Source organism: Pseudomonas sp. NPDC089422 (assembly GCF_044749405.1).
In the GTDB taxonomy this organism is placed as follows: domain Bacteria; phylum Pseudomonadota; class Gammaproteobacteria; order Pseudomonadales; family Pseudomonadaceae; genus Aquipseudomonas.
This window is the reverse complement of the sequence record NZ_JBIVHW010000002.1, coordinates 471,357-492,528: the sequence shown is the minus strand read 5'-3', so window position 1 is coordinate 492,528 and position 21,172 is coordinate 471,357. Positions and strand designations below refer to the sequence as shown.

Genomic DNA, 21,172 nt, shown 5'->3' with positions numbered 1-21,172 from the left:
CGGTTCCGCTGATGCTCATTGCCAGAAGGCAACTCCGCTCATCGGAACCGGCCCCGCCTTGCATCTACCTGCTTCATTGCGACCTCGTACAGCGAGAGGCCAGGCCTCTCGTTCGACAGATTTCGAGGTTTTGACATGAAAGTTTTGATCATCGGCAGCGGCGGCCGTGAGCACGCCCTGGCCTGGAAAGTCGCCCAGGACCCACGCGTCGAGAAAGTCTTCGTCGCCCCGGGCAACGCCGGCACCGCCATTGAAGCCAAGTGCGAGAACGTCGCCATCGACGTCTGCGCGCTGGAACAACTGGCCGACTTCGCCGAGAAGAACGTCGACCTGACCATCGTCGGCCCGGAAGCGCCGCTGGTGATCGGCGTGGTCGACCTGTTCCGCAGCCGTGGCCTGGACTGCTTCGGCCCGACCAAGGGCGCGGCCCAGCTGGAAGGTTCCAAGGCCTTCACCAAGGACTTCCTGGCACGCCACAAGATCCCGACCGCCGACTACCAGAACTTCACCGAGATCGAGCCGGCCCTGGCCTACCTGCAGGAAAAAGGCGCACCGATCGTGATCAAGGCCGATGGCCTGGCCGCGGGCAAGGGCGTGATCGTCGCCATGACCCTGGAAGAAGCCGAAGCCGCCGTGCGTGACATGCTGGCCGGCAACGCCTTCGGCGAGGCGGGTTCGCGCGTGGTCATCGAAGAGTTCCTCGACGGCGAGGAAGCCAGCTTCATCGTCATGGTCGACGGCCACAACGTGCTGCCAATGGCCACCAGCCAGGACCACAAGCGCGTCGGCGACCAGGACACCGGCCCGAACACCGGCGGCATGGGCGCCTACTCCCCAGCTCCGGTGGTTACCCCGGATGTGCACCAGCGCGTGATGGACCAGGTGATCTGGCCGACCGTGCGTGGCATGGCCGAGGAAGGCAACGTCTACACCGGTTTCCTGTATGCCGGCCTGATGATCGACAAGGCGGGCAACCCCAAGGTCATCGAATTCAACTGCCGCTTCGGCGACCCTGAAACCCAGCCGGTCATGCTGCGCCTGGAATCGAGCCTGGTGCTGCTGGTCGAAGCCGCCTTCGCCAAGGCGCTGGACAAGGTCGAAGCACAGTGGGACCCGCGCCCGAGCCTGGGCGTGGTGCTGGCTGCCGGCGGCTACCCGGGCGACTACGCCAAGGGTGACGTGATCAACGGCCTGGATGCCGCGGCCAAGATCGAAGGCAAGGTGTTCCATGCCGGTACTTCGCTGAAGGACGGCCAGGTCGTCACCAACGGCGGCCGCGTGCTCTGCGCCACCGCCATGGGTGCCAGCGTTGCCGATGCCCAGCAGCAGGCCTACCGCCTGGCCAAGGAAGTGAGCTGGAACGGCAGCTTCTACCGCACCGACATCGGCTACCGGGCCATCGCCCGCGAGCGCGGTGAGCACCAGCAGTAAGGTGTACCGGGTTGCCGCAGCGCGCCACAGCACGTTGCGCCTGCGCTACCCGGCTCGTCGACAGGGCCCCGAGGGGCCTTGCCTTCGACTTGGCGCGCCGCGCATAGTAAGTATCTGGCACATCGGCTAGGAAAGGATCTCGTAGTGCGTCGGCTTCGGATTGCCATAGCTCTGATCGTCAGCTTGCTGACCTTGTTCTGCCTGTTGCCGGCTTCGGCCGAACAGGGCGGAGGCTGGTCCGTTCTGCTCGATGAACAGGCCAACCTGCAATTGAGCGACGTGCGCTCCGATCGCTATCGCAGCCAGTTCAGCCCGATCACCCTTGGCGAGCTCGATGCAGCACCGGCCGAACAGGCCCTGTGGTTGCACTATCGCCTGGAACCGGGTGACCAGGAGCAGCTGCTGCGCATCTTCGCCCCCGACCTGTCCCGCCTCGATCTGTACGCCCTCGATGGCGACAGGCTGCTGCGCCAACTGCACCATGGCCGCCAGGCCGGCAACGCTAATGGCAGCCCGACCCTGCGCGGCAGCGACCACGTATTACCCTTGCCCAACAGTCAGCACTCGCTGGACATTTACCTGCGCCTGGTCTCGGAACACCAACTGCGCCCGGCGATAAGCCTGGAGCCTGCAGCGGTAGCCGCCTCCGACCGTAGCCAGCCGCTGCTGTTCGGCATCCTGTTCGGCGGCCTGGTGATGCTCATCCTGCATAACCTGATCCGCTTCATCTATACCCGCTCCAGCACCACCCTGTACCTCGCCCTGTATCACGGGCTGATGCTGCTCAGTGGCCTGATCCTGCTCAACCTCAGCGGCCCGTGGTGGCATCTGTGGCACAGCGCACAAACCCCGGCCGCCTACCTGACCCTGGTACTGGCCGGGCTGTCGGGGCTCTATTTCACCCAGCATTTCTTCTCCCCCTGCAACTCACCGCGGCTCAACCGCCTGCTACAGGGCGAAATGCTGGTCGCTGCGGTCAGCGGGCTGATCCTGCTGTTCGTCGATACCTTGCCGCTCAACCTGATGACCTATGCCTTGCTGGCCGTGGGCAGCGTGACCATGCTGCTGGCCAGCAGCTACCACTGGTACAAGGGCTATGCGCCGGCACGGCTGTTCAGCATCGCCATGCTGGTGTTCAACCTTGGCGGCCTGGTGCTGCTGCCTGCCCTGCTCGGCCTGACCCGCACCTCGACACCCTGGCTGCTGTGCATCCTCCTGGGCATGGCGGTGGCCAGCGGCCTGTTGCTCAACCTGGCCGTCAGCGAGCGCCTGCGGCGCATCAGCGAAGAACGCTTCAGCGCCAGCCGCGCACTGGCTGCCAGTGATGCCGAGATCAACGCCAAGGCCGAGTTCCTGGCCAAGATCAGCCACGAAATCCGCACCCCCATGAACGGTGTGCTGGGCATGACCGAGCTGCTGCTCGGCACGCCGCTGTCGGTCAAGCAGCGCGACTATGTGCAGACCATCCACAGCGCCGGCAACGAGTTGCTGACGCTGATCAACGAGATTCTCGACATTTCCAAGCTCGAATCGCGGCAGATCGAACTGGATGACGTGCAGTTCGACCTCAACGCCCTGATCGAAGACTGCCTGAACATTTTCCGCGCCAAGGCCGAGCAGCAGAACATCGAGCTGATCAGCTTCACCCAGCCGCAGGTGCCGCGGGTCATCAGTGGTGACCCGACACGCCTGCGCCAGGCGCTGTCGAGCCTGCTGGAAAATGCCCTGAAGAACACCTCCCAGGGCGAGATCCTGCTGGTGGTGGCACTGGACCAGCGCGGTGAAATCCCGCGCCTGCGTATTGCCGTGCAGGACAGTGGCGAACCGTTGCCAGCTGCCGAGCGTGAAGCCTTGCTGCAGGCCGAGCTGCACAGCCACCACTTCCTCTCCAGCAACAAGCTTGGCGGCCACCTCGGGCTGGTCATCGCCAAGCAACTGATCGGCCTGATGCAAGGCGAGTTCGGCATCAAGAGCAGCACCAGCATGGGCAATACCCTGTGGCTGACCTTGCCGCTCGACCCGTCACGCCTGGAGCAGCCACCAGCAGACCTGGACGGCCCATTGCGCGACGCCCGGGTGCTGGTGGTGGACGACAACGACACCTGCCGCAAAGTCCTGGTGCAACAGTGCAGCGCCTGGGGCATGAATGTCAGCGCGGTGCCGTCCGGCAAGGAGGCGCTGGCCCTGCTGCGCACCAAGGCGCACCTGCGCGACTACTTCGACGCCGTGTTGCTGGACCAGAACATGCCGGGTATGACCGGCATGCAGCTGGCGGCCAAGATCAAGGAAGACCCGAGCCTGAACCACGACATCCTGGTGGTGATGCTCACCGGCATCAGCAACGCGCCCAGCAAGGTCATCGCGCGCAATGCCGGGGTCAAGCGCATCCTCGCCAAGCCGGTTGCCGGCTATACGCTCAAGACCACCTTGGCCGAAGAACTGGCCCAACGCGGCCGCGAGCAGGCTATCCCGGCTCCGCTACCCGGCGCGCCAGGCACGCTTGAGCTGCCGAGCGACTTCCGTGTGCTGGTGGCCGAAGACAACAGCATCTCGACCAAGGTCATCCGCGGCATGCTCGGCAAGCTCAACCTGGAGCCCGATACCGCCAGCAATGGTGAAGAGGCCTTGCAGGCGATGAAGGCACAGCGTTACGACCTGGTGCTGATGGACTGCGAGATGCCGGTGCTGGACGGTTTCTCCGCGACCCAGCAGTTGCGCGCCTGGGAAACCACCCACCAGCGCCAGCGCACCCCGGTGGTGGCGCTGACCGCGCATATACTGGCAGAGCACAAGGAACGCGCGCGGCTGGCCGGCATGGACGGGCACATGGCCAAGCCGGTGGAACTGTCGCAGTTGCGCGAGTTGATCCAGTACTGGGCCAATCAGCGCGAAGCCAAGGCTGACCCTGCGCATACGTCCTGATCACCGAGGCCAGTGAGAACAACCGCAAGGCGGCTGATACACTTCTCCTCACCTTCCCTGCCAGGGGCTACCCCATGCTCCACGAGTTGTTCAGTGTCTACCTGAAGATGCTGGTGCTCTATAGCCCGTTCTTCGTGCTGTCGTGCTTCATCAGCCTGACCCGTGGCCACTCCAGCAAGGAGCGCAAGCAGCTGGCCTGGAAAGTCGCCTTTGCCGCGCTGGTGGCCAGCGTGCTGCTCTATCTGTTCGGCCGGGTGATCTTCGGCATCTTCGGCATCACCGCCGACGCCTTCCGCATCGGTGCCGGCAGCGTGCTGTTCATTTCGGCGCTGGGCATGGCCCAGGGCAAACCGGCGGTGCAGGCCGACAACGTGCAGCAAGACGTGACCATCGTGCCGCTGACCATCCCGCTCACTGTCGGCCCCGGCACCATCGGCGCCTTGCTGGTAATGGGTGTGGGCCAACCGCACTGGGACGACAAGCTGCTGGCTATCATCAGTATCGCGCTGGCCAGTTTCACCGTAGGCCTGGTGCTGTACCTGTCGCACGGCATCGAAAAGTTGCTTGGTGACCAGGGCCTGCAGATCGTCAGCCGCTTGATGGGGCTGTTCGTCTGCGCCCTGGCGGCGCAGATCATCTTTACCGGGATCAAGGGCTACCTGGTCGGCTAGCCCTCGGGCTCAGGGCGCGGCCGGGTACCAGCGCGGGGTGTAGGCCCATTGCCCGCCATCGGCGCGGGCAAAGGTGCAGGTGGTGGACGAGCCAACGAGCACCATGGTGCGCATGTCAACCATATCGGGCTGCAGCTCTGCCAAGGTGACGACCTTGAGCGTCTGCCCTGGCCGACCAATGTCGCGGCCCAGTACTACCGGCGTGCTCCCTTCGCGATGCCGGCGCACCACCTCCAGCGCCACACCCAGCTGATGCGGCCTGGATCTGGAGATCGGGTTGTAGAAGGCCAGCACCAGATCCGCCTGGGCCGCCAGGTCCAGGCGCTTTTCGATGATCGACCAAGGCTTGAGGTTGTCCGACAGCGACATGACGCAGAAGTCATGCCCCAACGGCGCGCCGGCTTGCGCGGCGGTTGCCAGCGAAGCCGATACCCCGGGCAGGATCTGAAGGTCGACACGGTGCCAGGCAGGGTCGCTGGACTCATGCAGGGCTTCGAGCACCGCCGCCGCCATGGCGAACACACCCGGGTCGCCCGAAGACACCACCACCACCGAACGCCCCTGGGCCGCCAGCTCGAAGGCATGGCGGGCACGCTGCATCTCTTCACGGTTGTCGGTGCAGTGCTGCACCTGATCGTCACGGAACGGCCCGGCCATGCGCACGTAGGTCTCGTAGCCGAGGATGTCCTCGGCACGCGCCAGCTCGGCTTTCACCGCCGGCACCATCAGTTCGGCCGCACCAGGGCCCAGGCCGATCACTGCCAGGCGACCACGCTTGCGACCCAGGCGTACCGTGTCGACCGGCAGTGGGGCCGCTGCGATGACCAGGCCCGACTGTTCGACCAGGCGAGCCTCGGGCATGGCCTCGGCCACCATGCTGGCCAGCGTGCCGTTCATGGCCGCGAAGCGCAGCACGACGCCCAGCTCTGCTGCGGCCTCATGCAAGGAAGGCTCGGCCATCGCCTGCTCGGCGACCAGCAGGCAAGCCAGCGAGGGCTCGGCAATGCCGGCCTCACGCAAGGCGCCACGCACCTGCCCGGCCAGGCCGGGCCCGCCTGCCGCGAGCGCCACCACCACGGAGCGTGGGTGGATCAGCAGCTCGTCACGGCTGGCCGCGCGCGCTTCACAGCCAACACGGATGGTGCGCAGGGCCGTGGCACTGGCCGGCAGTTGCGCCTGCGCAAGCCAGGGTGCATCGCCCTCGACACGCACGCTTTCGCCAGCCAGCAGGTCGGAGACAAAGCGCTTGCCCTGCTCGAGGTCCGCCAGGGCATAGCCCTCGGGCGGGTTGAGCAGGCAGGTGCCGAAGCGCAACTCGCCACTGGTGGTGATCGCAGCCGCCACGCCCAGTGCCTCGCCAAGTTCGCGAGCCATGACATTGACCCCGCTCAGGCCGCCCAACAGCGGCACCACCGCGCTACCGTCCTCGGCCACGGCCAGTACTGGCGGCTCCGCACCTTTTTCATCGAGCAGGCTGGCCAGGCTGCGGATGACGATGCCGGCGGCGCACAGGGCGATGATTGGCGTGGCCTGCTGGTACAGCACGCGCAGGGTGTCGCCAAAGCCGTCGTAATACTGATCGGCGCCCTCGACCCGGCCACGCAGGCCGTGGATGGTCGCCTGTGGATAACGCTGCTGGATGCGCTGCGCCGTGACCAGGCTGCCGGCGCCAAGGATGACGATGGCCGGTGCCTGTTGCCTGTTCAGCCCTGCCATTTTTCCCCCGGTACGATGATCAGCGAGAAATACGGCGAGGATTGCGGGTCCACCTCATCCAGCGGCACGATCTTCTGGTTGGCCATGGTTGCCCGCTCGACATACAGCGCACGCCCGTCCAGGCCCAGTTCGCCCAGCACTTGACGCACCTTGGGGAAGTTGCGGCCCAGCTTCATGATCACCGCCGCATCGGCATCTGCCAGGCGGCGCTTGAGCTCTTCGGCGGGCAGCACGCCCGACAGTACCGACAGGCTCTGGTTGCGATACACCAGTGGCGCGCCCAGTACCGAGGCGCCACCGAGCATCGAACAGACGCCCGGGACCACCTCGGCCTCATGCTGCCGGGCCAGGCGGTCGTGCAGGTACATGTAGGAGCCGTAGAAGAACGGGTCACCTTCGCAGATCACTGCCACATCGCGACCGGCGTCCAGGTGTTCGGCCACCTGTACGGCCGCTTCATCGTAGAAATCGCTGATCACCTGCTCGTAGGACAACGGCGCAGGCAGTGCCTCGGTGGTCACCGGGTACACCAGCGGCAGCAGGGTCTGCTCGGCCTGCAGGTGCGCCTCGATGATGCCGAAGGCGTTGCCGCGCTTGCCCTTGGCCACGAAATACGCCACCACCGGCGCCTCGCGCAGCAGGCGCAACGCCTTGACGGTGATCAGCTCAGGGTCGCCGGGGCCTACGCCCAGGCCCAGCAGTCGTCCGCGCGCCATCACTCCACCTCCGTGGCCAGGGCGTTGACTGCGGCAGCGGCCATCGCGCTGCCGCCCAGGCGGCCCTGCATGATCACGAACGGCACGCCGCGGCTGTCGGCGGCAAGCATCGCCTTGGACTCGGCGGCGCCGACGAAGCCGACCGGAAAGCCGAGGATCAGGGCGGGCTTGGGCGCACCGGCATCGATCATCTCCAACAGGTAGAACAGCGCGGTCGGGGCATTGCCGATCACCACCACGCTGCCTTCCAGGTGCGGGCGCCACAGCTCCAGGGCCACGGCGGAGCGGGTATTGCCGGCGTCCTTGGCCAGGCCTGGCACGCTCGGGTCGCGCAGGGTGCAGATCACCGGGTTGTTGGCGGGCAGGCGCGCGCGGGTGATGCCTTCGGCAACCATGTGCGCGTCGCAGAGAATCGGCGCGCCATTGGCCAGGGCCTCGCGACCGGCGCGGCCGGCACCTTCGGAGAACTGCAGGCCGTCGATGGCGTCGACCATGCCGCAGGCATGAATCACACGCACGGCGAGCTTTTCCAGGTCGGCGGGGATCCGCTCGAGCCGGGCTTCCTCGCGGATGATCCGGAAGGAATTGCGATAGATCTCCTGACCATCGCGGATGTAGTCAATCATCAAGGTGCTCCGTCGGCAGGGCGAGCATGGCGCCTGCTTCATTCAAGGTAAGGTCGGTGGCGCGCAGGGCACCCAGGCCCGGCAGGTGCGCGTCACGCAGATACAGGTCATAGCGGCCCGGTGCACGGGCCAGCAAGGTGGCCGGGGCGACATGGGCCACGGCGCAGGAACGGGGGCAGCCAGACAGGTGCACACTGCCGGGCGCGCCACGGCCCAGCAGCGCCGCCAGCTCGACGGCATCGGCTTTGGTTTCGGCATGGGCCTTGGCGCAGCCACTGCTACCGGTGCAGGCGACCAGGCGCGCCAAGGGCTCATCGGCCTGGCAGAGCAGGCCCAGTGCCGTCAGCTCGACGCGGGCTCGTTCGAGCTCGGCTGCGGCGATGTTGGTCAGCATCAGGCTTTGCCACGGGCTCAGGCGCAGGCTGCCGTCACCCCATTGGCGGGCCACCCGGGCAGCACCACGCAACATGGCCGGTGACAGGCGGCCCAGCGGCGGCGCGACGCCCAAAGCCATGCCCTGCTGTTGTGTCACGGCACCCAGCCACGGGCTTTGCGCGGCTTCGCGCTGCCAGTCAAGCACGGCCGCGTCGCGGCGGACCTGTAAGCCGAGGCCGTCGATGAAGGCATCGACCCGGCAATCTTGCAGCAGCTGGCGCATGCGCGACTGCTCCGGGCTGGCCAGGTCGAGGAAGCGATCGAGTACCGCGCGCACCAGCGCCAGCCCCTGCTCCAGCGGCACCGCACCCCGTACCGGGCCACCGGCCGGGCAGCTGGCCAGGCCAAATGCCAGCCAGTCGCGCTGTTCCAGGCGCAGTGCCGAGAGCCACAGGTCGTGAGGATGATCGAGCATCGCCACGCCCTCCCCCCCATCGAGCTGCACGGCGAACTTGGCCGACAACTGATGGAAGCGTGGCGTACCTTGCAGCAGGTCGAGGATCTGACCGGCCAGCGGGCGTACATCCAGCAGCATCGACGGATCATGGCCGGCCAGCGGGCTGAGCATCAGGTTGCGCACGTCATCGCTGGCTGCGTCACGCGGACCGAGGCCGGCGGCCAGCAGGCTTTCGACCAGCCCGGCATGATCGCTGCCGATACCGCGGATCTGCAGATTGCCGCGGTTGGTGGCCTCGATCACCCCACCCGCGAAACGCTCGGCTGCCGCCGCTACCGCCTCGGCCTGGTCGGCCAGCAGCAGGCCGCCGGGCAACTTGATGCGGCAGATGCCACCGTCACGGGCGCTGACGATGCGCCACAACCCCGGGCAGGCCGAGGGACGGGGTGATGCTACGGGGGTGTTGGCTGGCGTCAAAGGGGCGTCCGGCAATCGCTGAAAATGCGCTTGAGTGTAGAAGGCGCGGTATTATGCCTGCTTTGTCCGGCGGCATGAAAAGCCGGTGGTCGAGCGTCAACAGCGATTGAGCTGAAAAAGAGGTATCAATGACCCCCTGGCTGACAGTAGTAGGCATCGGCGAAGACGGCTTCAGCGGCCTGGGCAAACAGGCCCGGCGCGCATTGCTGGGCGCCTCGCGGATCATCGGCAGCCCGCGCCAGCTGGCCCTGCTGCCGCGCTGCATCGGCGCCGAGCGGCAAGATTGGCCGACCCCGTTCTCCCTTGCCCCGGTACTGGCACTGCGCGGTGAACCGACCTGCGTACTGGCCAGCGGTGACCCGATGTTCTACGGCGTCGGCGCCAGCCTGGCACGGCAGGTGGCGGCCGAGGAAATGCAGGTGCTGCCGATGCCTTCTTCCTGTGCCCTGGCCGCCGCCCGCCTCGGCTGGCCACTGCAGGACGTGCAGGTGGTATCGGTGGTCGCTCGCCCCTTGGCGGCGCTCGCTGCCCATCTGTACAGCGGCCAGCGCCTGCTGGTGCTGAGCAACGACGGCGATAGCCCGGCGGCCATCGCCGCACTGCTGCGCGAGCGCGGTTTCGGGCCCAGCCGCCTGCACGCCCTGGAGCACCTCGGTGGTGCGTCCGAGCGGCAGCTCTTGGGCACAGCCGATGACTGGCCGCACAGTGAAATCGCCGCCCTCAACCTGGTCGCCATCGAGTGCCTGGCCAGCCCGGATGCCGTGCGCCTGGCGCGTGTGCCCGGGCTGCCAGACAGCGCCTTCCGCCATGACGGCCAGCTGACCAAGCGCGACGTGCGCGCCATTACCCTGGCGCGCCTGGCGCCGCAGCCCGGCGAATTGCTGTGGGATGTCGGCGCCGGTTGCGGTTCGATCGGTATCGAATGGATGCGCGCCCACCCGGCCTGCCGCACCTTGGCCATCGAAGCCGACGAAGGTCGCCAGGGCTTCATCGAGTACAACCGCGATGCGCTCGGCGTGCCGGGCCTTCAGCTGGTTCGCGGCAAGGCACCCGACGCCCTGGCCGATCTGGAACGCCCGGATGCCATTTTCATTGGCGGCGGCGTCACCCGCGAAGGCGTGTTGCCCCTGTGCTGGGAGCGTTTGCGCCCCGGTGGGCGGCTGGTGGCCAATGCGGTGACCCTGCAAAGCGAACTGGCCCTGGCGCACTTCCGTGAACAGCACGGTGGCGAGCTGACCCGTATCCATGTCGCCCAGGCCCAGCCGTTGGGCGCCTTCGACACCTGGCGCCAGGCGCTGCCAATCACCTTGCTCGACGTGGTGAAACCCCTCGATGCGTGAAGAAACCCGTGAGCAACCCGCGCCCCTGCGCAGCGGCCTGACCACCGGCAGCTGCGCCACCGCGACCAGCCTGGCCGCCGCCAGGCTGCTGCTGACCGGCCAGTGCAACGACGCGGTGAGCATCACCCTGCCCAAGGGCAAGGTGGTGCAGATGCGCCTGGAGTTCTGCCGCCTGGTCGGCGAGCGCGCCGAAGCGGGCACGCTGAAAGATGCCGGCGACGATCCTGACGTCACCCACGGCGCCCTGCTCTACAGCCAGATCCGCTTGCAGGCGCAACCGGGCATACGCTTCGTTGCGGGCCAGGGCGTCGGTACCGTCACCCGCCCCGGCCTGGTGCTGGCAGTGGGTGAACCGGCGATCAATCCGGTGCCACGGCGGATGATCAGCGAGCACTTGCAGCAGCTGGCCGACGACTGCGGCTACCCGGGCGGCTTCGAGGTCACGGTCAATGTGCAAGGCGGTGAGGCACTGGCGCTGAAGACCATGAACCCGCGCCTGGGCATCCTCGGCGGGCTGTCGATCCTCGGCACCAGTGGCATCGTCCGGCCCTTCTCCTGCTCGGCGTACATCGCCTCGATCCACCAGGGCATCGACGTCGCCCACACCAACGGCTACACCCATATCGCTGCCTGCACCGGCAACGCCAGCGAAGACACCATGCGCCGGGTCTACAACCTGCCCGAGATCGCCCTGATCGAAATGGGCGACTTCGTCGGCGCCGTGCTCAAGCACGTGCGCAAAGTGCCGGTGCCACGCCTGACCCTGTGCGGCGGTTTCGGCAAGATCAGCAAGCTGGCTGCCGGGCACATGGACCTGCACAGCCGCCATTCGAGCATCGACCTGCCACAGCTGGCCGGCTGGGCAGCGGACATCGGCGCCGACTCCCAGCTGCAAACAGCCATCATTACCGCCAACACCAGCCAGCAGGCCCTGGCCCTGGCGCATGCCGCCGGCATCGCCCTGGGCGACGCGGTCTGCGCCCATGCCCTGGCCTTCGCCCGCAGCGTGGTGCCGGCTCAGGTGCAGGTCGAAGTGTTTGCCATCGACCGCCAGGGCGGCATCGTCGGCAAGGCCGGTGTGCAATGAGCCGCCGCATCCTGCTGCTCGGCGGCGTCACCGAAGCCTTGGCCATCGCCCGCCAGCTCGGCCCCGAGCATGTCTACAGCCTGGCCGGCATCGGCCGCGTGCCGCAGGACCTCGCGTGCCAGGTGCGGGTCGGCGGCTATGGTGGTGCTGAGGGCCTGGCCGCTTATCTGCGTGAAGCCGGCATTACCCTGCTGATAGACGCCACCCACCCCTATGCCGCGCAGATCAGCCGAAACGCCGCCAGCGCCGCACAGGTTGCCGGTATCCCCTGCTGGGCCCTGCGTCGCCCGGCCTGGCAGGCGCAGCCGGGGGACGACTGGCGCGAAGTGGAGGACTGGGCTGGCCTGATCGAAGCGCTCAAGCCGTTCAAGCGACCACTGTTCACGCTAGGCCGCGAGCCGCTGCAGCATCTTGCGGAGATTCCGCCGGAGCAGTTCTGGACCTTGCGCGCGCTGGAAGCCTGCGCGGGCAATGAGCGCTGTGAGGTAATCGGCGCACGTGGGCCGTTTCAGATCGAAGACGAGTGGGCATTGTTCGAGCGGCGCCGCATCGATGTGCTGGTGAGCAAGAACAGCGGCAGCGTGGCGACCGAACCAAAGCTTGACGTGGCGCGGGAACGCGGGGTGCCGGTGCTGATACTGAAACGCCCTTTGTTACCTGTGGTAGATCGGGAGTTCACATCCTCAGCTCAATTGACTACAGCACTTTCAGACTTTTCTGTCCGCCCGTGAAGTGGTCTTGTGCCGCCCCACTGCCTTAGACTTCGGCTTCCCCCTGGAAGGCGTAGCTCATATGGAAATGCAATGGTGGATCTGGCTGGTCTTCGGTATCGGCCTGATCCTGCTCGAACTGGTCCTGCCCACGTTCTTCATCATCTGGTTCGGCATCGGTGCCGTGCTGGTCTCGCTCATCGCCCTCGCCGCCCCCGCCCTGCAGCTGGATATGCAGGTGCTGCTGTGGGTGCTGTTCTCCTCGGTGACCACGTTCCTCTGGTTCAAGCTGTTCAAGCGCAAGCAGCCGGACGTGCGCTGGACCGCCGACAGCGTGATCGGTGAAGTCGGGCTGCTGACCAGCAGCGTCTCGCAATTCCAGAAAGGCCGCGTGCGCTTCCAGAAGCCACTGCTCGGCAACGAGGAATGGACCTGCGTCGCCGACGGCGACATCCCCGCTGGCGAGCGTGTTCGGCTCGTCGCCATCGAAGGCAATACCGCCCGGGTCGTCCGGGCCTGAATCGGCATTCAAAAGGAAGTTTGCATCATGACCAGTCTCATCGTCGTCGCCGCCCTCGCCCTGTTCGTCCTGATCACCGTGTTCAAGGGCGTGCGCATCGTGCCCCAGGGCGAGGAATGGATCGTCGAACGCCTGGGCCGCTACCACAACACCCTCAAGCCGGGCCTGAACATCGTCATCCCGTACATGGACGTGGTCGCCTACCGCCTGCCGACCAAGGACATCATCCTCGACGTGCAGGAGCAGGAAATCATCACCAAGGACAACGCGGTGATCGTCGCCAACGCCCTGTGCTTCGCCAAGGTGGTCGACCCGCAGAAGGCTTCCTATGGCGTGCAGAATTTCTCGTTCGCCGTCACCAGCCTGACCATGACCTCGCTACGCGCCATCGTCGGTGCCATGGACCTGGACGAGGCGCTGTCGAGCCGCGAACAGATCAAGGCGCGCCTGCGTGAGGCGATGTCCGAGCAGACCGAAGACTGGGGTGTGACCGTGCGCTCGGTGGAGATCCAGGACATCAAGCCGTCGGAGAACATGCAGCTGGCCATGGAACGCCAGGCGGCCGCCGAGCGTGAGCGTAAAGCCGACGTGACCCGCGCCGAAGGTGCCAAGCAGGCGGCGATCCTCGAAGCCGAAGCACGCTTGCAGTCGGCCAAGCTGGACGCCGAAGCGCAGATCAACCTCGCCGAGGCCTCGGCGCGGGCCATTTCGCTGGTCAAGGAAGCGGTGGGCAACGAGACCGTACCGGCCATGTACCTGCTGGGTGAGCGTTATGTGGGCGCCATGGAGAACCTGGCCAGCAGCAACAATGCCAAGGTTGTGGTGCTGCCTGCGGACCTGCAGGAAACCGTGCGCGGCCTGATGGGCCGCAACAAGGCCTGAGTATGCCGGGGGTGCTTTGCGCCCCTTTCCACCCCTGCCTGCGTCACTTCACCGCACCCCACCATTTTTACCTATACTCCGCCTTACAATACCGCCCACGATTCCTGACCGGATCTCTCCATGCCCCCACGTCGGCACATTGCCTGGATAGCCTGCCTTGCAGTGCTGTTCAACCTGCTGGCCATGCCGCTGTCTTCTGCCGCGCCCAAAGGCCCGGCTGAGCAGCTGCTGTGGGGGGCTTTCTGTTCCAGCGTGGCTGGCAAGGCCAAGGTCGATGTCCAGGCTCTGGCCAAGATCGACCTCGGCACCCAAAGCGATCAGCACTCCAACATGCAGCACTGCTGGTGCTGTTCGGGCGCCGCTCCGCTGCTGGCCCTGCCGGGTTATCCGCCGCAACTGCACAACCCGCCCACGCTGCTGGCCGGGCACACACCGCCGCTGCTCGACTACCAACCCACGCCGCGCCAGCTATGGCCCGCGCTCAATCCCCGTGCCTCTCCACCGGTCTGAGTTCTTCATGCTGTCAGCCTGAACCTCACTGATCGGAGACTCACCATGCTCAAGCAAGCCCTTGTACTGGCTGCCCTGCTGCTGCCCGGCGCCTACGCCAACGCCCATGAATACACCGTGGGCGACCTGCACATCGCTCACCCGTGGTCGCTGCAACTGCCGCCCAACGCCCCCAACGTCGCCGCCTATTTCGTCGTGCACAACAACGGCAAGGCCGATGACCGCCTGCTCAGCGTCGACAGCCCGATCAGCGATGACGCACAGCTGCATGAGCACGCCATGAGCGCCAGCGGCGCGATGAAGATGCAACAGGTGCAAAGCGTGGCGGTGCCCGCCGGCAAAGACCTGGTGTTCGCCCCCAGCGCCTACCACGTGATGCTGATGCAGCCCAAGGACCGCAGCCTGCTTACCGACGGCAAGCGCTTCCCGCTGACCCTGCACTTCGAAAAGGCCGGGGACCTCACTGTCGACGTTGCCGTCCAGAAGCAGGCACCGGCAGACCAGCCCCAGGCTCACGAACACGCGCACTGAAGCCAGCTGACAGGCGCTCGCCACCATGAACCTGCCGCGCAACAGCCTCAGCCGTACCACCCGCCCTGAACGCAGGCGCGTCGGTGGCGGCTGGCTGAGCCTGTTCGCCATGTGGATGATCTTCATCGGCCCGCTGGTTTCCCAGTCGATGCCGATGGATCACCACGCCGGCATGAACATGCCGATGGACATGTCGATGTCCATGCCGGCCGAGCACGCCCACGGTAGCGATAGCCATCATGGCCACGGCAACGATGGCCAACTGCATGTGATGTGGGAAAAGTGCGGCTACTGCAGCCTGCTGTTCAATTGCCCGGCCTTGCCGCAAACCCTCAGCCCGCTCAGCGTCGCCAGCACAACTCCCCCTACCCTCATCCCGGCCCCCACGCGCCAGGGCCACGCCCGGCAGGCTGTGTTCCCCGGTGCGCGCAGCCGCGCACCGCCCCTTTCGATCAGCGTCTGACACCACCGTTATCGCACGGAGCCAGGAGGCTTCGCGCACACTCATGACTGATCGACTGGAATCACTATGTCCGGCTGCACCCCTGTTTTAGCCCCGTCCCTGCGAGGGACATTCGCCGCGCTGTGCGGCTCGCTGCTCGCGCCCATGGCCCTGGCTGCCGAACCTGGCCATGAAGGCCCTGAGGCCGAGCTGAGCCCGACGGTGATCACCGCGCTTGCGCCAAGTTCGCCGCTGACCGTGGTCACCAACCCCAAGGAACCGCGCCAACCCGTGCCGGCCAGCGATGGGGCCGACTACCTGAAGACCATCCCTGGCTTTTCGGCCATCCGCGCCGGTGGCACCAATGGCGACCCGGTGCTGCGCGGCATGTTCGGCTCGCGCCTGAACATCCTCACCAACGGCGGCGTGATGCTCGGTGCCTGCCCCAACCGCATGGATGCCCCGACCTCCTACATCGCACCGGAAACCTACGACCGCCTGACCGTGATCAAAGGCCCGCAAAGCGTGATCTGGGGACCAGGCGGCTCGGCGGGGACCATCCTCTTCGAGCGTGAGCCGGAAAAGTTCGGCACCCTCGGCAGCCGGGTCAACGTCAGCCTGCTGGCCGGCTCCAATGGCCGCTTCGACAAGCTGCTCGATGCTGCAGCCGGCAACAGCCAGGGCTATGCGCGCTTCGTCGGCAACCAGTCGCACTCGGACGATTACGAGGATGGCAACGGCAACACCGTGCCTTCGCGCTGGGAGAAATGGAACGGCGACGTGGCCCTGGGCAGGACGTCCGACCAGGACACGCTGCTCGAACTCACCGCCGGCAAGGGTGACGGCGAGGCACGCTATGCCGGCCGTGGCATGGACGGCGCGCAGTTCAAGCGCGAGAGCCTGGGCCTGCGCTTCGAAAAGTCCAACCTCGGCGAGGTACTCGACAAGGTCGAGGCGCAGGTCTACTACAACTACGCCGACCACGTGATGGACAACTACAGCCTGCGCACGCCATCAGGCACCGGCATGATGGGCATGCCCATGGTCAGCAACGTCGACCGCCGCACGCTCGGCGCTCGCCTCAAGGCCACCTGGCGCTGGGCCGATGTGCAGCTGATTGGCGGCATCGACGCGCAGACCAACGAACACCGCCAGCGCGGCGGCATGGGCGTCGATGCGCACAAAGGCCAGCCTTGGACCAAGGACGCCGACTTCCACAACTATGGTGCTTTCGGCGAGCTCACCTGGTACGCCACCGGCGAAGACCGGCTGATCACCGGCGCCCGCCTGGACCGTGCCTCGGCCCGGGACTTCCGCCAGGGCAGCGCGACCCAAGGCGACACCCGCGCCGACACACTGCCCAGCGGCTTCGTGCGTTACGAGCATGACCTCGCGGCGATCCCCGCCACCACCTACATCGGCCTCGGCCACGCCCAGCGCTTCCCGGACTACTGGGAGCTGTTCTCACCCAAGCTGGCGCCACCCGGCGCGGTCAACGCGTTCGACGGCATCAAGCCGGAGAAGACCACCCAGCTCGACTTCGGCATCCAGTACCGTGACGAGCGCCTGGAAGCCTGGGCCTCGGGCTATGTCGGGCAGATCCGCGACTACATCCTGTTCGACTACCGCACCGGGATGATGGGCATGAGCACCTCCCAGGCCCAGAACATCGATGCCCGCATCATGGGCGGCGAACTGGGCGCGGCCTACAAGCTCACCGAGCGCTGGAAGGCCGATGCCACCCTGGCCTACGCCTGGGGCAAGAACAGCAGCGACGGCAAGGCACTGCCGCAGATGCCGCCGCTGGAAAGCCGCCTGGGCCTGACCTACAGCCGCGACAGCTGGAGTGCCGGTGCCCTGTGGCGCCTGGTGGCCGAGCAGAACCGTATCGCCGAGAACCAGGGCAACGTGGTCGGCAAGGACTTCGACAAGAGCGCCGGGTTCGGCGTGTTCTCGCTCAACGGCGCCTACAAGGTGAACCACAACCTCAAGCTCAGCGCAGGGGTCGACAACCTGTTCGACAAGGCCTACGCCGAGCACCTGAACCTGGCCGGGAATGCCGGGTTCGGCTACCCGGCCAATGATCCACAGCCGGTGAACGAGCCAGGCAGGACCTTCTGGACCAAGGTCGATTTCAGCTTCTGACAACAACAACGGGCGCGGCTTCGGGCGCGCCCATCAGCTGGTCAAACAGGAGGTTCCCATGAGCGGAACACGCATCAACTTCTACAACCTGGCCTGGCGTTGGCACTTCTATGCGGGGCTGTTCGTCGCCCCTTTCATGATCCTGCTGGCGCTCACCGGGATCATCTACCTGTTCAAGCCGCAGCTCGACCCGCTGCTGTACCGTGACCTGATGGTGGTCGAGGCCGGCCATCATCGACAGGGCGCCGACACACTGCTGGCCGAAGTGCGCCAGGCCTACCCGAAAGGCCATGTCGGCCAGTACCTGCCGCCGATCAATGCCGAGCGCAGCGCGCAGTTCGTGGTACATGACGGTGGCCGCGAGCTGAACGTGTTCGTCGACCCGTACAGCGGCAAGATCCTTGGCGAGCAGGACGGCAAGCAGAACCTGCAGGCCATTGCCCGCGCCCTGCACGGCGAACTGATGGTCGGTACGGTCGGTGACCGCCTGGTTGAGCTGGCCGCCGGCTGGGGCATCGTGCTGGTGGTGTCTGGCCTGTATCTCTGGTGGCCACGCGGGCGTAACGGTGCCGGCGTGCTGTGGCCACGGTTCGCGGCGAAAGGTCGATTGTTCTGGCGCGACCTGCATGCGGTGACCGGGTTCTGGGGTTCGGCCCTGCTGTTGCTGATGCTGGTCAGCGGCATGACCTGGACCGGCATGTGGGGCAAGCAGTACGCCGACCTGTGGAATCGCTTCCCGGCAGCCATGTGGAATGACGTGCCCAAGTCGGACCAGCAAGCGCGCGAACTGAACAGCGCGCACCGTCAGACCGTGCCGTGGGCGATGGAGAACACACCGATGCCGCAATCCGGCGCGCATGCCGAACATGCCGGGCATCACATGATGGACAGTGCACCGGCTGCGCCACAGGTGAGCCTGCAGCAAGTGGAAGACATCGCCACGGCGCGTCAGGTCGAGCCGGGCTACAGCATCACCGCACCGACCACTGCCGAAGGCGTGTACACCATCGCCGTGTTCGCCGACGACCCGCGCAACGACGCGACCCTGCATGTCGACCAGTACACCGGCAAGGTGCTGGCGGACGTGCGCTGGCAGGATTACAGCCCGGTGGCCCGCGCGACCGAACTGGGCGTGATGCTGCATGAAGGCAAGATGTTCGGGGCGCTGAACCAGATCATCATCCTGCTGGTGTGCCTGATGATCCTGCTGGGTTCGGTGAGCGGACTGGTGATGTGGTGGAAACGCCGGCCCGAGGGTGGGCTTGGGGTGCCGCCGCTGCGCCATGACCTGCCGCGCTGGAAGACTGCGGTGGGCGTGATGCTGATGCTGGGCTTGATGTTCCCGTTAGTGGGCGTGTCGATGGTGGTGATGTGGGTGGTGGATAGCCTGGTGGTGAGGCGCCGCCGGGTGCTGGCCAACGCGTGAGATCGCCGGGGGCGCTTTGCAGCCCCCGTTGCACCCCAAAAGTCGTGTCGATCTGTCGCGCCCCTATCTGGCACGGGCGTGTTAGCCTACTCGGCTACCTCCGACAAGAAGACTGACTCTCAAGGGAATGCAGCCTGATGACGCAACCTTCACCCACAACACCAGATGACCAACATCTGCAGCGCAACCTGACCAACCGCCACATCCAGCTGATCGCCATCGGCGGCGCCATCGGCACCGGCCTGTTCATGGGCTCGGGCAAGACCATCAGCCTGGCGGGGCCGTCGATCATCTTCGTCTACATGATCATCGGCTTCATGCTGTTCTTCGTCATGCGCGCCATGGGCGAACTGCTGCTGTCGAACCTCAACTACAAGTCGTTCATCGACTTCTCCGCCGACCTGCTCGGCCCCTGGGCCGGCTACTTCACCGGCTGGACCTACTGGTTCTGCTGGGTGGTCACCGGCATCGCCGACGTGGTCGCAATCGCCGCCTACACGCAGTTCTGGTTCCCCGACCTGCCGCAGTGGATACCGGCACTCACTTGCGTAGGCCTGTTGCTGTCGCTGAACCTGGTGACGGTGAAGATGTTCGGCGAAATGGAGTTCTGGTTCGCCCTGATCAAGATCATCGCCATCCTCGGCCTGGTCGCCACCGGCCTGTACATGGTCATCACCGGCTTCACCTCGCCCAGCGGGCGCACCGCACAGCTGGCCAACCTGTGGAACGACGGCGGCATGTTTCCCAATGGCCTGATGGGCTTCTTTGCCGGCTTCCAGATCGCCGTGTTCGCGTTCGTCGGCATCGAGCTGGTAGGCACCACCGCCGCTGAAGCGAAGAACCCCGAGCGCACCCTGCCGCGGGCGATCAACTCGATCCCGGTGCGGATCATCGTGTTCTACGTGCTGGCACTGATCGCGATCATGGCGGTGACCCCATGGCGCGACGTAGTGCCGGGCAAGAGCCCGTTCGTGGAACTGTTCGTGCTGGCCGGCCTGCCGGCGGCGGCAAGCATCATCAACTTCGTGGTGCTGACCTCGGCGGCCTCGTCGGCCAACAGCGGCGTGTTCTCCACCAGCCGCATGCTCTACGGCCTGTCCCAGGAAGGCGATGCGCCCAAGGCGTTCGAGAAACTGTCGAGCCGCTCGGTGCCGGCCAACGGCCTGTTCTTTTCCTGCACCTGCCTGCTGCTGGGTGCGGTGCTGATCTACCTGGTGCCTAACGTGATCGAGGCGTTCACCCTGGTGACCACGGTGTCGGCGGTGCTGTTCATGTTCGTCTGGACGCTGATCCTGCTGTCGTACCTGAAGTACCGCAAACACCGCGATGCGCTGCACCAGGCGTCGACCTACAAGATGCCGGGCGGGCGCTTCATGTGCTACGTGTGTTTGGTGTTCTTTGCTTTCATCCTGGTGTTGTTGAGCCTGGAGGCGGATACGCGTTCGGCGCTGCTCGTCACGCCTATCTGGTTCTTGCTGCTGGCAGTGACCTATCAGGGCGTGCGTAGCCGCCGTCATCCGCGCTCGGCCGTGCGTAACGGCTGATGGCCTTGGGGGCTGCTTTGCAGCCCCCAAGGGTATTACCCTTGCTCCATTCCTTCTAGTACAGCCTCGGCCAGCGCCAGGCCTTTCTCCAGCGAGTTTTCCGTAGCCGTCAGCAAGTTTCGCAACGGCTCCCCCGCCTTTTCCAGCGCCATGGCATTGGTTTCGTACGCCGCCTTCAACGCCGCCACGGCACACACCAGCGCATCCTCGCTATCGACACCCTCACGCACCGCGATTATTGGGGCGTGGGCGTGATTGCAGGTGCCGAAGTGGGAACTGGCGGTAACTGGACGGGCTTTGCGGGGCGTGATGTTGACCAGCGATTCCTGGCTCACGGCTACACCTCCCGATGAAAGGTGGCGACTTCAACACATACGAACGGTGGATCTGGAACGATCTTCTTGAGCATGGTGCGTTTCCTTGCGGCCTTCTGAAGTGTATCTCCGTGCCCACACGCCAATATGGGTGGACGGAGCCGTGCGGGTTGGCGTGCCGGTCAGAAGGCCCGGTGAGCCCGAAGGCTCCCACACACGGCTCCGCCCATAACGGGTGCAACCATGCAGGACACAACTATCGCAAGTGCGATGTGTCCGGTTCTGACAACGGGACGCCAATCCCGAACCGCAGAAGCTACTGCGGCACGG

19 protein-coding genes are annotated in these 21,172 nt (G+C 65.9%); 14 read left to right on the top strand and 5 right to left on the bottom strand.

Annotation, left to right across the window (positions count from 1 at the left end):
* Nucleotides 1-135: 135 nt before the first annotated feature.
* From purD to ACIPZ8_RS05860, 3 genes are all read left to right on the top strand, one after another.
* The gene (purD, locus tag ACIPZ8_RS05870) at nt 136-1,431 is read left to right on the top strand and encodes a phosphoribosylamine--glycine ligase (RefSeq protein WP_027920809.1); all 1,296 of its coding nucleotides are present in this window, start codon (nt 136-138) and stop codon (nt 1,429-1,431) included.
* A gap of 144 nt (nt 1,432-1,575) precedes the next feature.
* Nucleotides 1,576-4,353, top strand: a complete 2,778-nt coding sequence (locus ACIPZ8_RS05865) for a response regulator (RefSeq protein WP_400720353.1) — start codon at nt 1,576-1,578, stop codon at nt 4,351-4,353.
* Between the two features lie 74 nt (nt 4,354-4,427).
* The gene (locus ACIPZ8_RS05860; RefSeq protein WP_152956937.1) at nt 4,428-5,024 is read left to right on the top strand and encodes a MarC family protein; all 597 of its coding nucleotides are present in this window, start codon (nt 4,428-4,430) and stop codon (nt 5,022-5,024) included.
* Between the two features lie 9 nt (nt 5,025-5,033).
* Here ACIPZ8_RS05860 and cobJ read toward each other — a convergent pair whose 3' ends face one another.
* Genes cobJ through cobG form a run of 4 tightly spaced genes read right to left on the bottom strand, consistent with a single transcriptional unit; the run spans nt 5,034 to nt 9,406 of the window.
* On the bottom strand, nt 5,034-6,740 hold the full coding sequence (gene cobJ, locus ACIPZ8_RS05855) for a precorrin-3B C(17)-methyltransferase (protein ID WP_400720351.1): 1,707 nt from the start codon (nt 6,738-6,740) through the stop codon (nt 5,034-5,036).
* On the bottom strand, nt 6,728-7,456 hold the full coding sequence (locus ACIPZ8_RS05850; protein WP_400720349.1) for a precorrin-2 C(20)-methyltransferase: 729 nt from the start codon (nt 7,454-7,456) through the stop codon (nt 6,728-6,730). The genes cobJ and ACIPZ8_RS05850 overlap by 13 nt, the downstream gene beginning before the upstream one ends.
* Nucleotides 7,456-8,082: a precorrin-8X methylmutase gene (locus ACIPZ8_RS05845; RefSeq protein ID WP_103445841.1), complete on the bottom strand. Its 627-nt coding sequence runs from the start codon at nt 8,080-8,082 to the stop codon at nt 7,456-7,458. The genes ACIPZ8_RS05850 and ACIPZ8_RS05845 overlap by 1 nt, the downstream gene beginning before the upstream one ends.
* On the bottom strand, nt 8,075-9,406 hold the full coding sequence (cobG, locus tag ACIPZ8_RS05840) for a precorrin-3B synthase (protein WP_400720347.1): 1,332 nt from the start codon (nt 9,404-9,406) through the stop codon (nt 8,075-8,077). Before cobG ends, ACIPZ8_RS05845 begins: the two co-directional genes overlap by 8 nt.
* 113 nt (nt 9,407-9,519) lie before the next feature.
* Between cobG and cbiE the strand changes: the two genes are divergently transcribed.
* The 11 genes from cbiE to cycA all read left to right on the top strand — a co-directional run bounded on the left by cbiE (nt 9,520) and on the right by cycA (nt 20,528).
* Nucleotides 9,520-10,731 (top strand): precorrin-6y C5,15-methyltransferase (decarboxylating) subunit CbiE, encoded by a 1,212-nt coding sequence (gene cbiE, locus ACIPZ8_RS05835; protein WP_400720345.1) that lies wholly within the window; start codon nt 9,520-9,522, stop codon nt 10,729-10,731.
* Nucleotides 10,724-11,818: a cobalt-precorrin-5B (C(1))-methyltransferase gene (locus ACIPZ8_RS05830; protein WP_400720343.1), complete on the top strand. Its 1,095-nt coding sequence runs from the start codon at nt 10,724-10,726 to the stop codon at nt 11,816-11,818. The genes cbiE and ACIPZ8_RS05830 overlap by 8 nt, the downstream gene beginning before the upstream one ends.
* Nucleotides 11,815-12,549, top strand: coding sequence for a cobalt-precorrin-6A reductase (locus ACIPZ8_RS05825; protein ID WP_400720341.1), 735 nt, complete (start codon nt 11,815-11,817; stop codon nt 12,547-12,549). The genes ACIPZ8_RS05830 and ACIPZ8_RS05825 overlap by 4 nt, the downstream gene beginning before the upstream one ends.
* A gap of 61 nt (nt 12,550-12,610) precedes the next feature.
* Nucleotides 12,611-13,048, top strand: a complete 438-nt coding sequence (locus ACIPZ8_RS05820; protein ID WP_054887815.1) for an NfeD family protein — start codon at nt 12,611-12,613, stop codon at nt 13,046-13,048.
* A 27-nt stretch (nt 13,049-13,075) separates the two neighbouring features.
* The gene (locus ACIPZ8_RS05815) at nt 13,076-13,930 is read left to right on the top strand and encodes an SPFH domain-containing protein (protein WP_400720339.1); all 855 of its coding nucleotides are present in this window, start codon (nt 13,076-13,078) and stop codon (nt 13,928-13,930) included.
* 120 nt (nt 13,931-14,050) lie between these two features.
* Nucleotides 14,051-14,440: a DUF2946 domain-containing protein gene (locus tag ACIPZ8_RS05810; protein WP_400720337.1), complete on the top strand. Its 390-nt coding sequence runs from the start codon at nt 14,051-14,053 to the stop codon at nt 14,438-14,440.
* Between the two features lie 45 nt (nt 14,441-14,485).
* Entirely contained in the window at nt 14,486-14,971 is a 486-nt protein-coding gene (locus ACIPZ8_RS05805; RefSeq protein ID WP_400720335.1) for a copper chaperone PCu(A)C, read from the top strand.
* A 25-nt stretch (nt 14,972-14,996) separates the two neighbouring features.
* On the top strand, nt 14,997-15,434 hold the full coding sequence (locus ACIPZ8_RS05800; protein ID WP_400720333.1) for a DUF2946 domain-containing protein: 438 nt from the start codon (nt 14,997-14,999) through the stop codon (nt 15,432-15,434).
* Between the two features lie 66 nt (nt 15,435-15,500).
* Nucleotides 15,501-17,558, top strand: coding sequence for a TonB-dependent copper receptor (locus ACIPZ8_RS05795; RefSeq protein WP_400720331.1), 2,058 nt, complete (start codon nt 15,501-15,503; stop codon nt 17,556-17,558).
* A 58-nt stretch (nt 17,559-17,616) separates the two neighbouring features.
* The gene (locus ACIPZ8_RS05790; RefSeq protein WP_400720329.1) at nt 17,617-18,984 is read left to right on the top strand and encodes a PepSY-associated TM helix domain-containing protein; all 1,368 of its coding nucleotides are present in this window, start codon (nt 17,617-17,619) and stop codon (nt 18,982-18,984) included.
* Between the two features lie 137 nt (nt 18,985-19,121).
* Nucleotides 19,122-20,528: a D-serine/D-alanine/glycine transporter gene (gene cycA, locus ACIPZ8_RS05785; protein ID WP_400720327.1), complete on the top strand. Its 1,407-nt coding sequence runs from the start codon at nt 19,122-19,124 to the stop codon at nt 20,526-20,528.
* Nucleotides 20,529-20,563: 35 nt separating this feature from the next.
* Here the strand turns inward: cycA and ACIPZ8_RS05780 are convergent, their stop codons facing one another.
* Nucleotides 20,564-20,863 carry a hypothetical protein gene (locus tag ACIPZ8_RS05780; protein ID WP_400720325.1) on the bottom strand — a complete coding sequence of 100 codons (300 nt, stop codon included), beginning with the start codon at nt 20,861-20,863 and terminating at the stop codon, nt 20,564-20,566.
* Nucleotides 20,864-21,172 lie beyond the last annotated feature (309 nt).

What these genes read in the sequence shown, in the direction of transcription:
- purD (WP_027920809.1), top strand. Translation starts at nt 136, where the DNA reads ATGAAAGTTTTGATCATCGGCAGCGGCGGCCGTGAGCACGCCCTGGCC.
- ACIPZ8_RS05860 (WP_152956937.1), top strand. Translation starts at nt 4,428, where the DNA reads ATGCTCCACGAGTTGTTCAGTGTCTACCTGAAGATGCTGGTGCTCTAT.
- cobJ (WP_400720351.1), bottom strand. Translation starts at nt 6,740, where the DNA reads ATGGCAGGGCTGAACAGGCAACAGGCACCGGCCATCGTCATCCTTGGC.
- ACIPZ8_RS05850 (WP_400720349.1), bottom strand. Translation starts at nt 7,456, where the DNA reads ATGGCGCGCGGACGACTGCTGGGCCTGGGCGTAGGCCCCGGCGACCCT.
- ACIPZ8_RS05845 (WP_103445841.1), bottom strand. Translation starts at nt 8,082, where the DNA reads ATGATTGACTACATCCGCGATGGTCAGGAGATCTATCGCAATTCCTTC.
- cbiE (WP_400720345.1), top strand. Translation starts at nt 9,520, where the DNA reads ATGACCCCCTGGCTGACAGTAGTAGGCATCGGCGAAGACGGCTTCAGC.
- ACIPZ8_RS05830 (WP_400720343.1), top strand. Translation starts at nt 10,724, where the DNA reads ATGCGTGAAGAAACCCGTGAGCAACCCGCGCCCCTGCGCAGCGGCCTG.
- ACIPZ8_RS05825 (WP_400720341.1), top strand. Translation starts at nt 11,815, where the DNA reads ATGAGCCGCCGCATCCTGCTGCTCGGCGGCGTCACCGAAGCCTTGGCC.
- ACIPZ8_RS05820 (WP_054887815.1), top strand. Translation starts at nt 12,611, where the DNA reads ATGGAAATGCAATGGTGGATCTGGCTGGTCTTCGGTATCGGCCTGATC.
- ACIPZ8_RS05815 (WP_400720339.1), top strand. Translation starts at nt 13,076, where the DNA reads ATGACCAGTCTCATCGTCGTCGCCGCCCTCGCCCTGTTCGTCCTGATC.
- ACIPZ8_RS05810 (WP_400720337.1), top strand. Translation starts at nt 14,051, where the DNA reads ATGCCCCCACGTCGGCACATTGCCTGGATAGCCTGCCTTGCAGTGCTG.
- ACIPZ8_RS05805 (WP_400720335.1), top strand. Translation starts at nt 14,486, where the DNA reads ATGCTCAAGCAAGCCCTTGTACTGGCTGCCCTGCTGCTGCCCGGCGCC.
- ACIPZ8_RS05800 (WP_400720333.1), top strand. Translation starts at nt 14,997, where the DNA reads ATGAACCTGCCGCGCAACAGCCTCAGCCGTACCACCCGCCCTGAACGC.
- ACIPZ8_RS05795 (WP_400720331.1), top strand. Translation starts at nt 15,501, where the DNA reads ATGTCCGGCTGCACCCCTGTTTTAGCCCCGTCCCTGCGAGGGACATTC.
- ACIPZ8_RS05790 (WP_400720329.1), top strand. Translation starts at nt 17,617, where the DNA reads ATGAGCGGAACACGCATCAACTTCTACAACCTGGCCTGGCGTTGGCAC.
- cycA (WP_400720327.1), top strand. Translation starts at nt 19,122, where the DNA reads ATGACGCAACCTTCACCCACAACACCAGATGACCAACATCTGCAGCGC.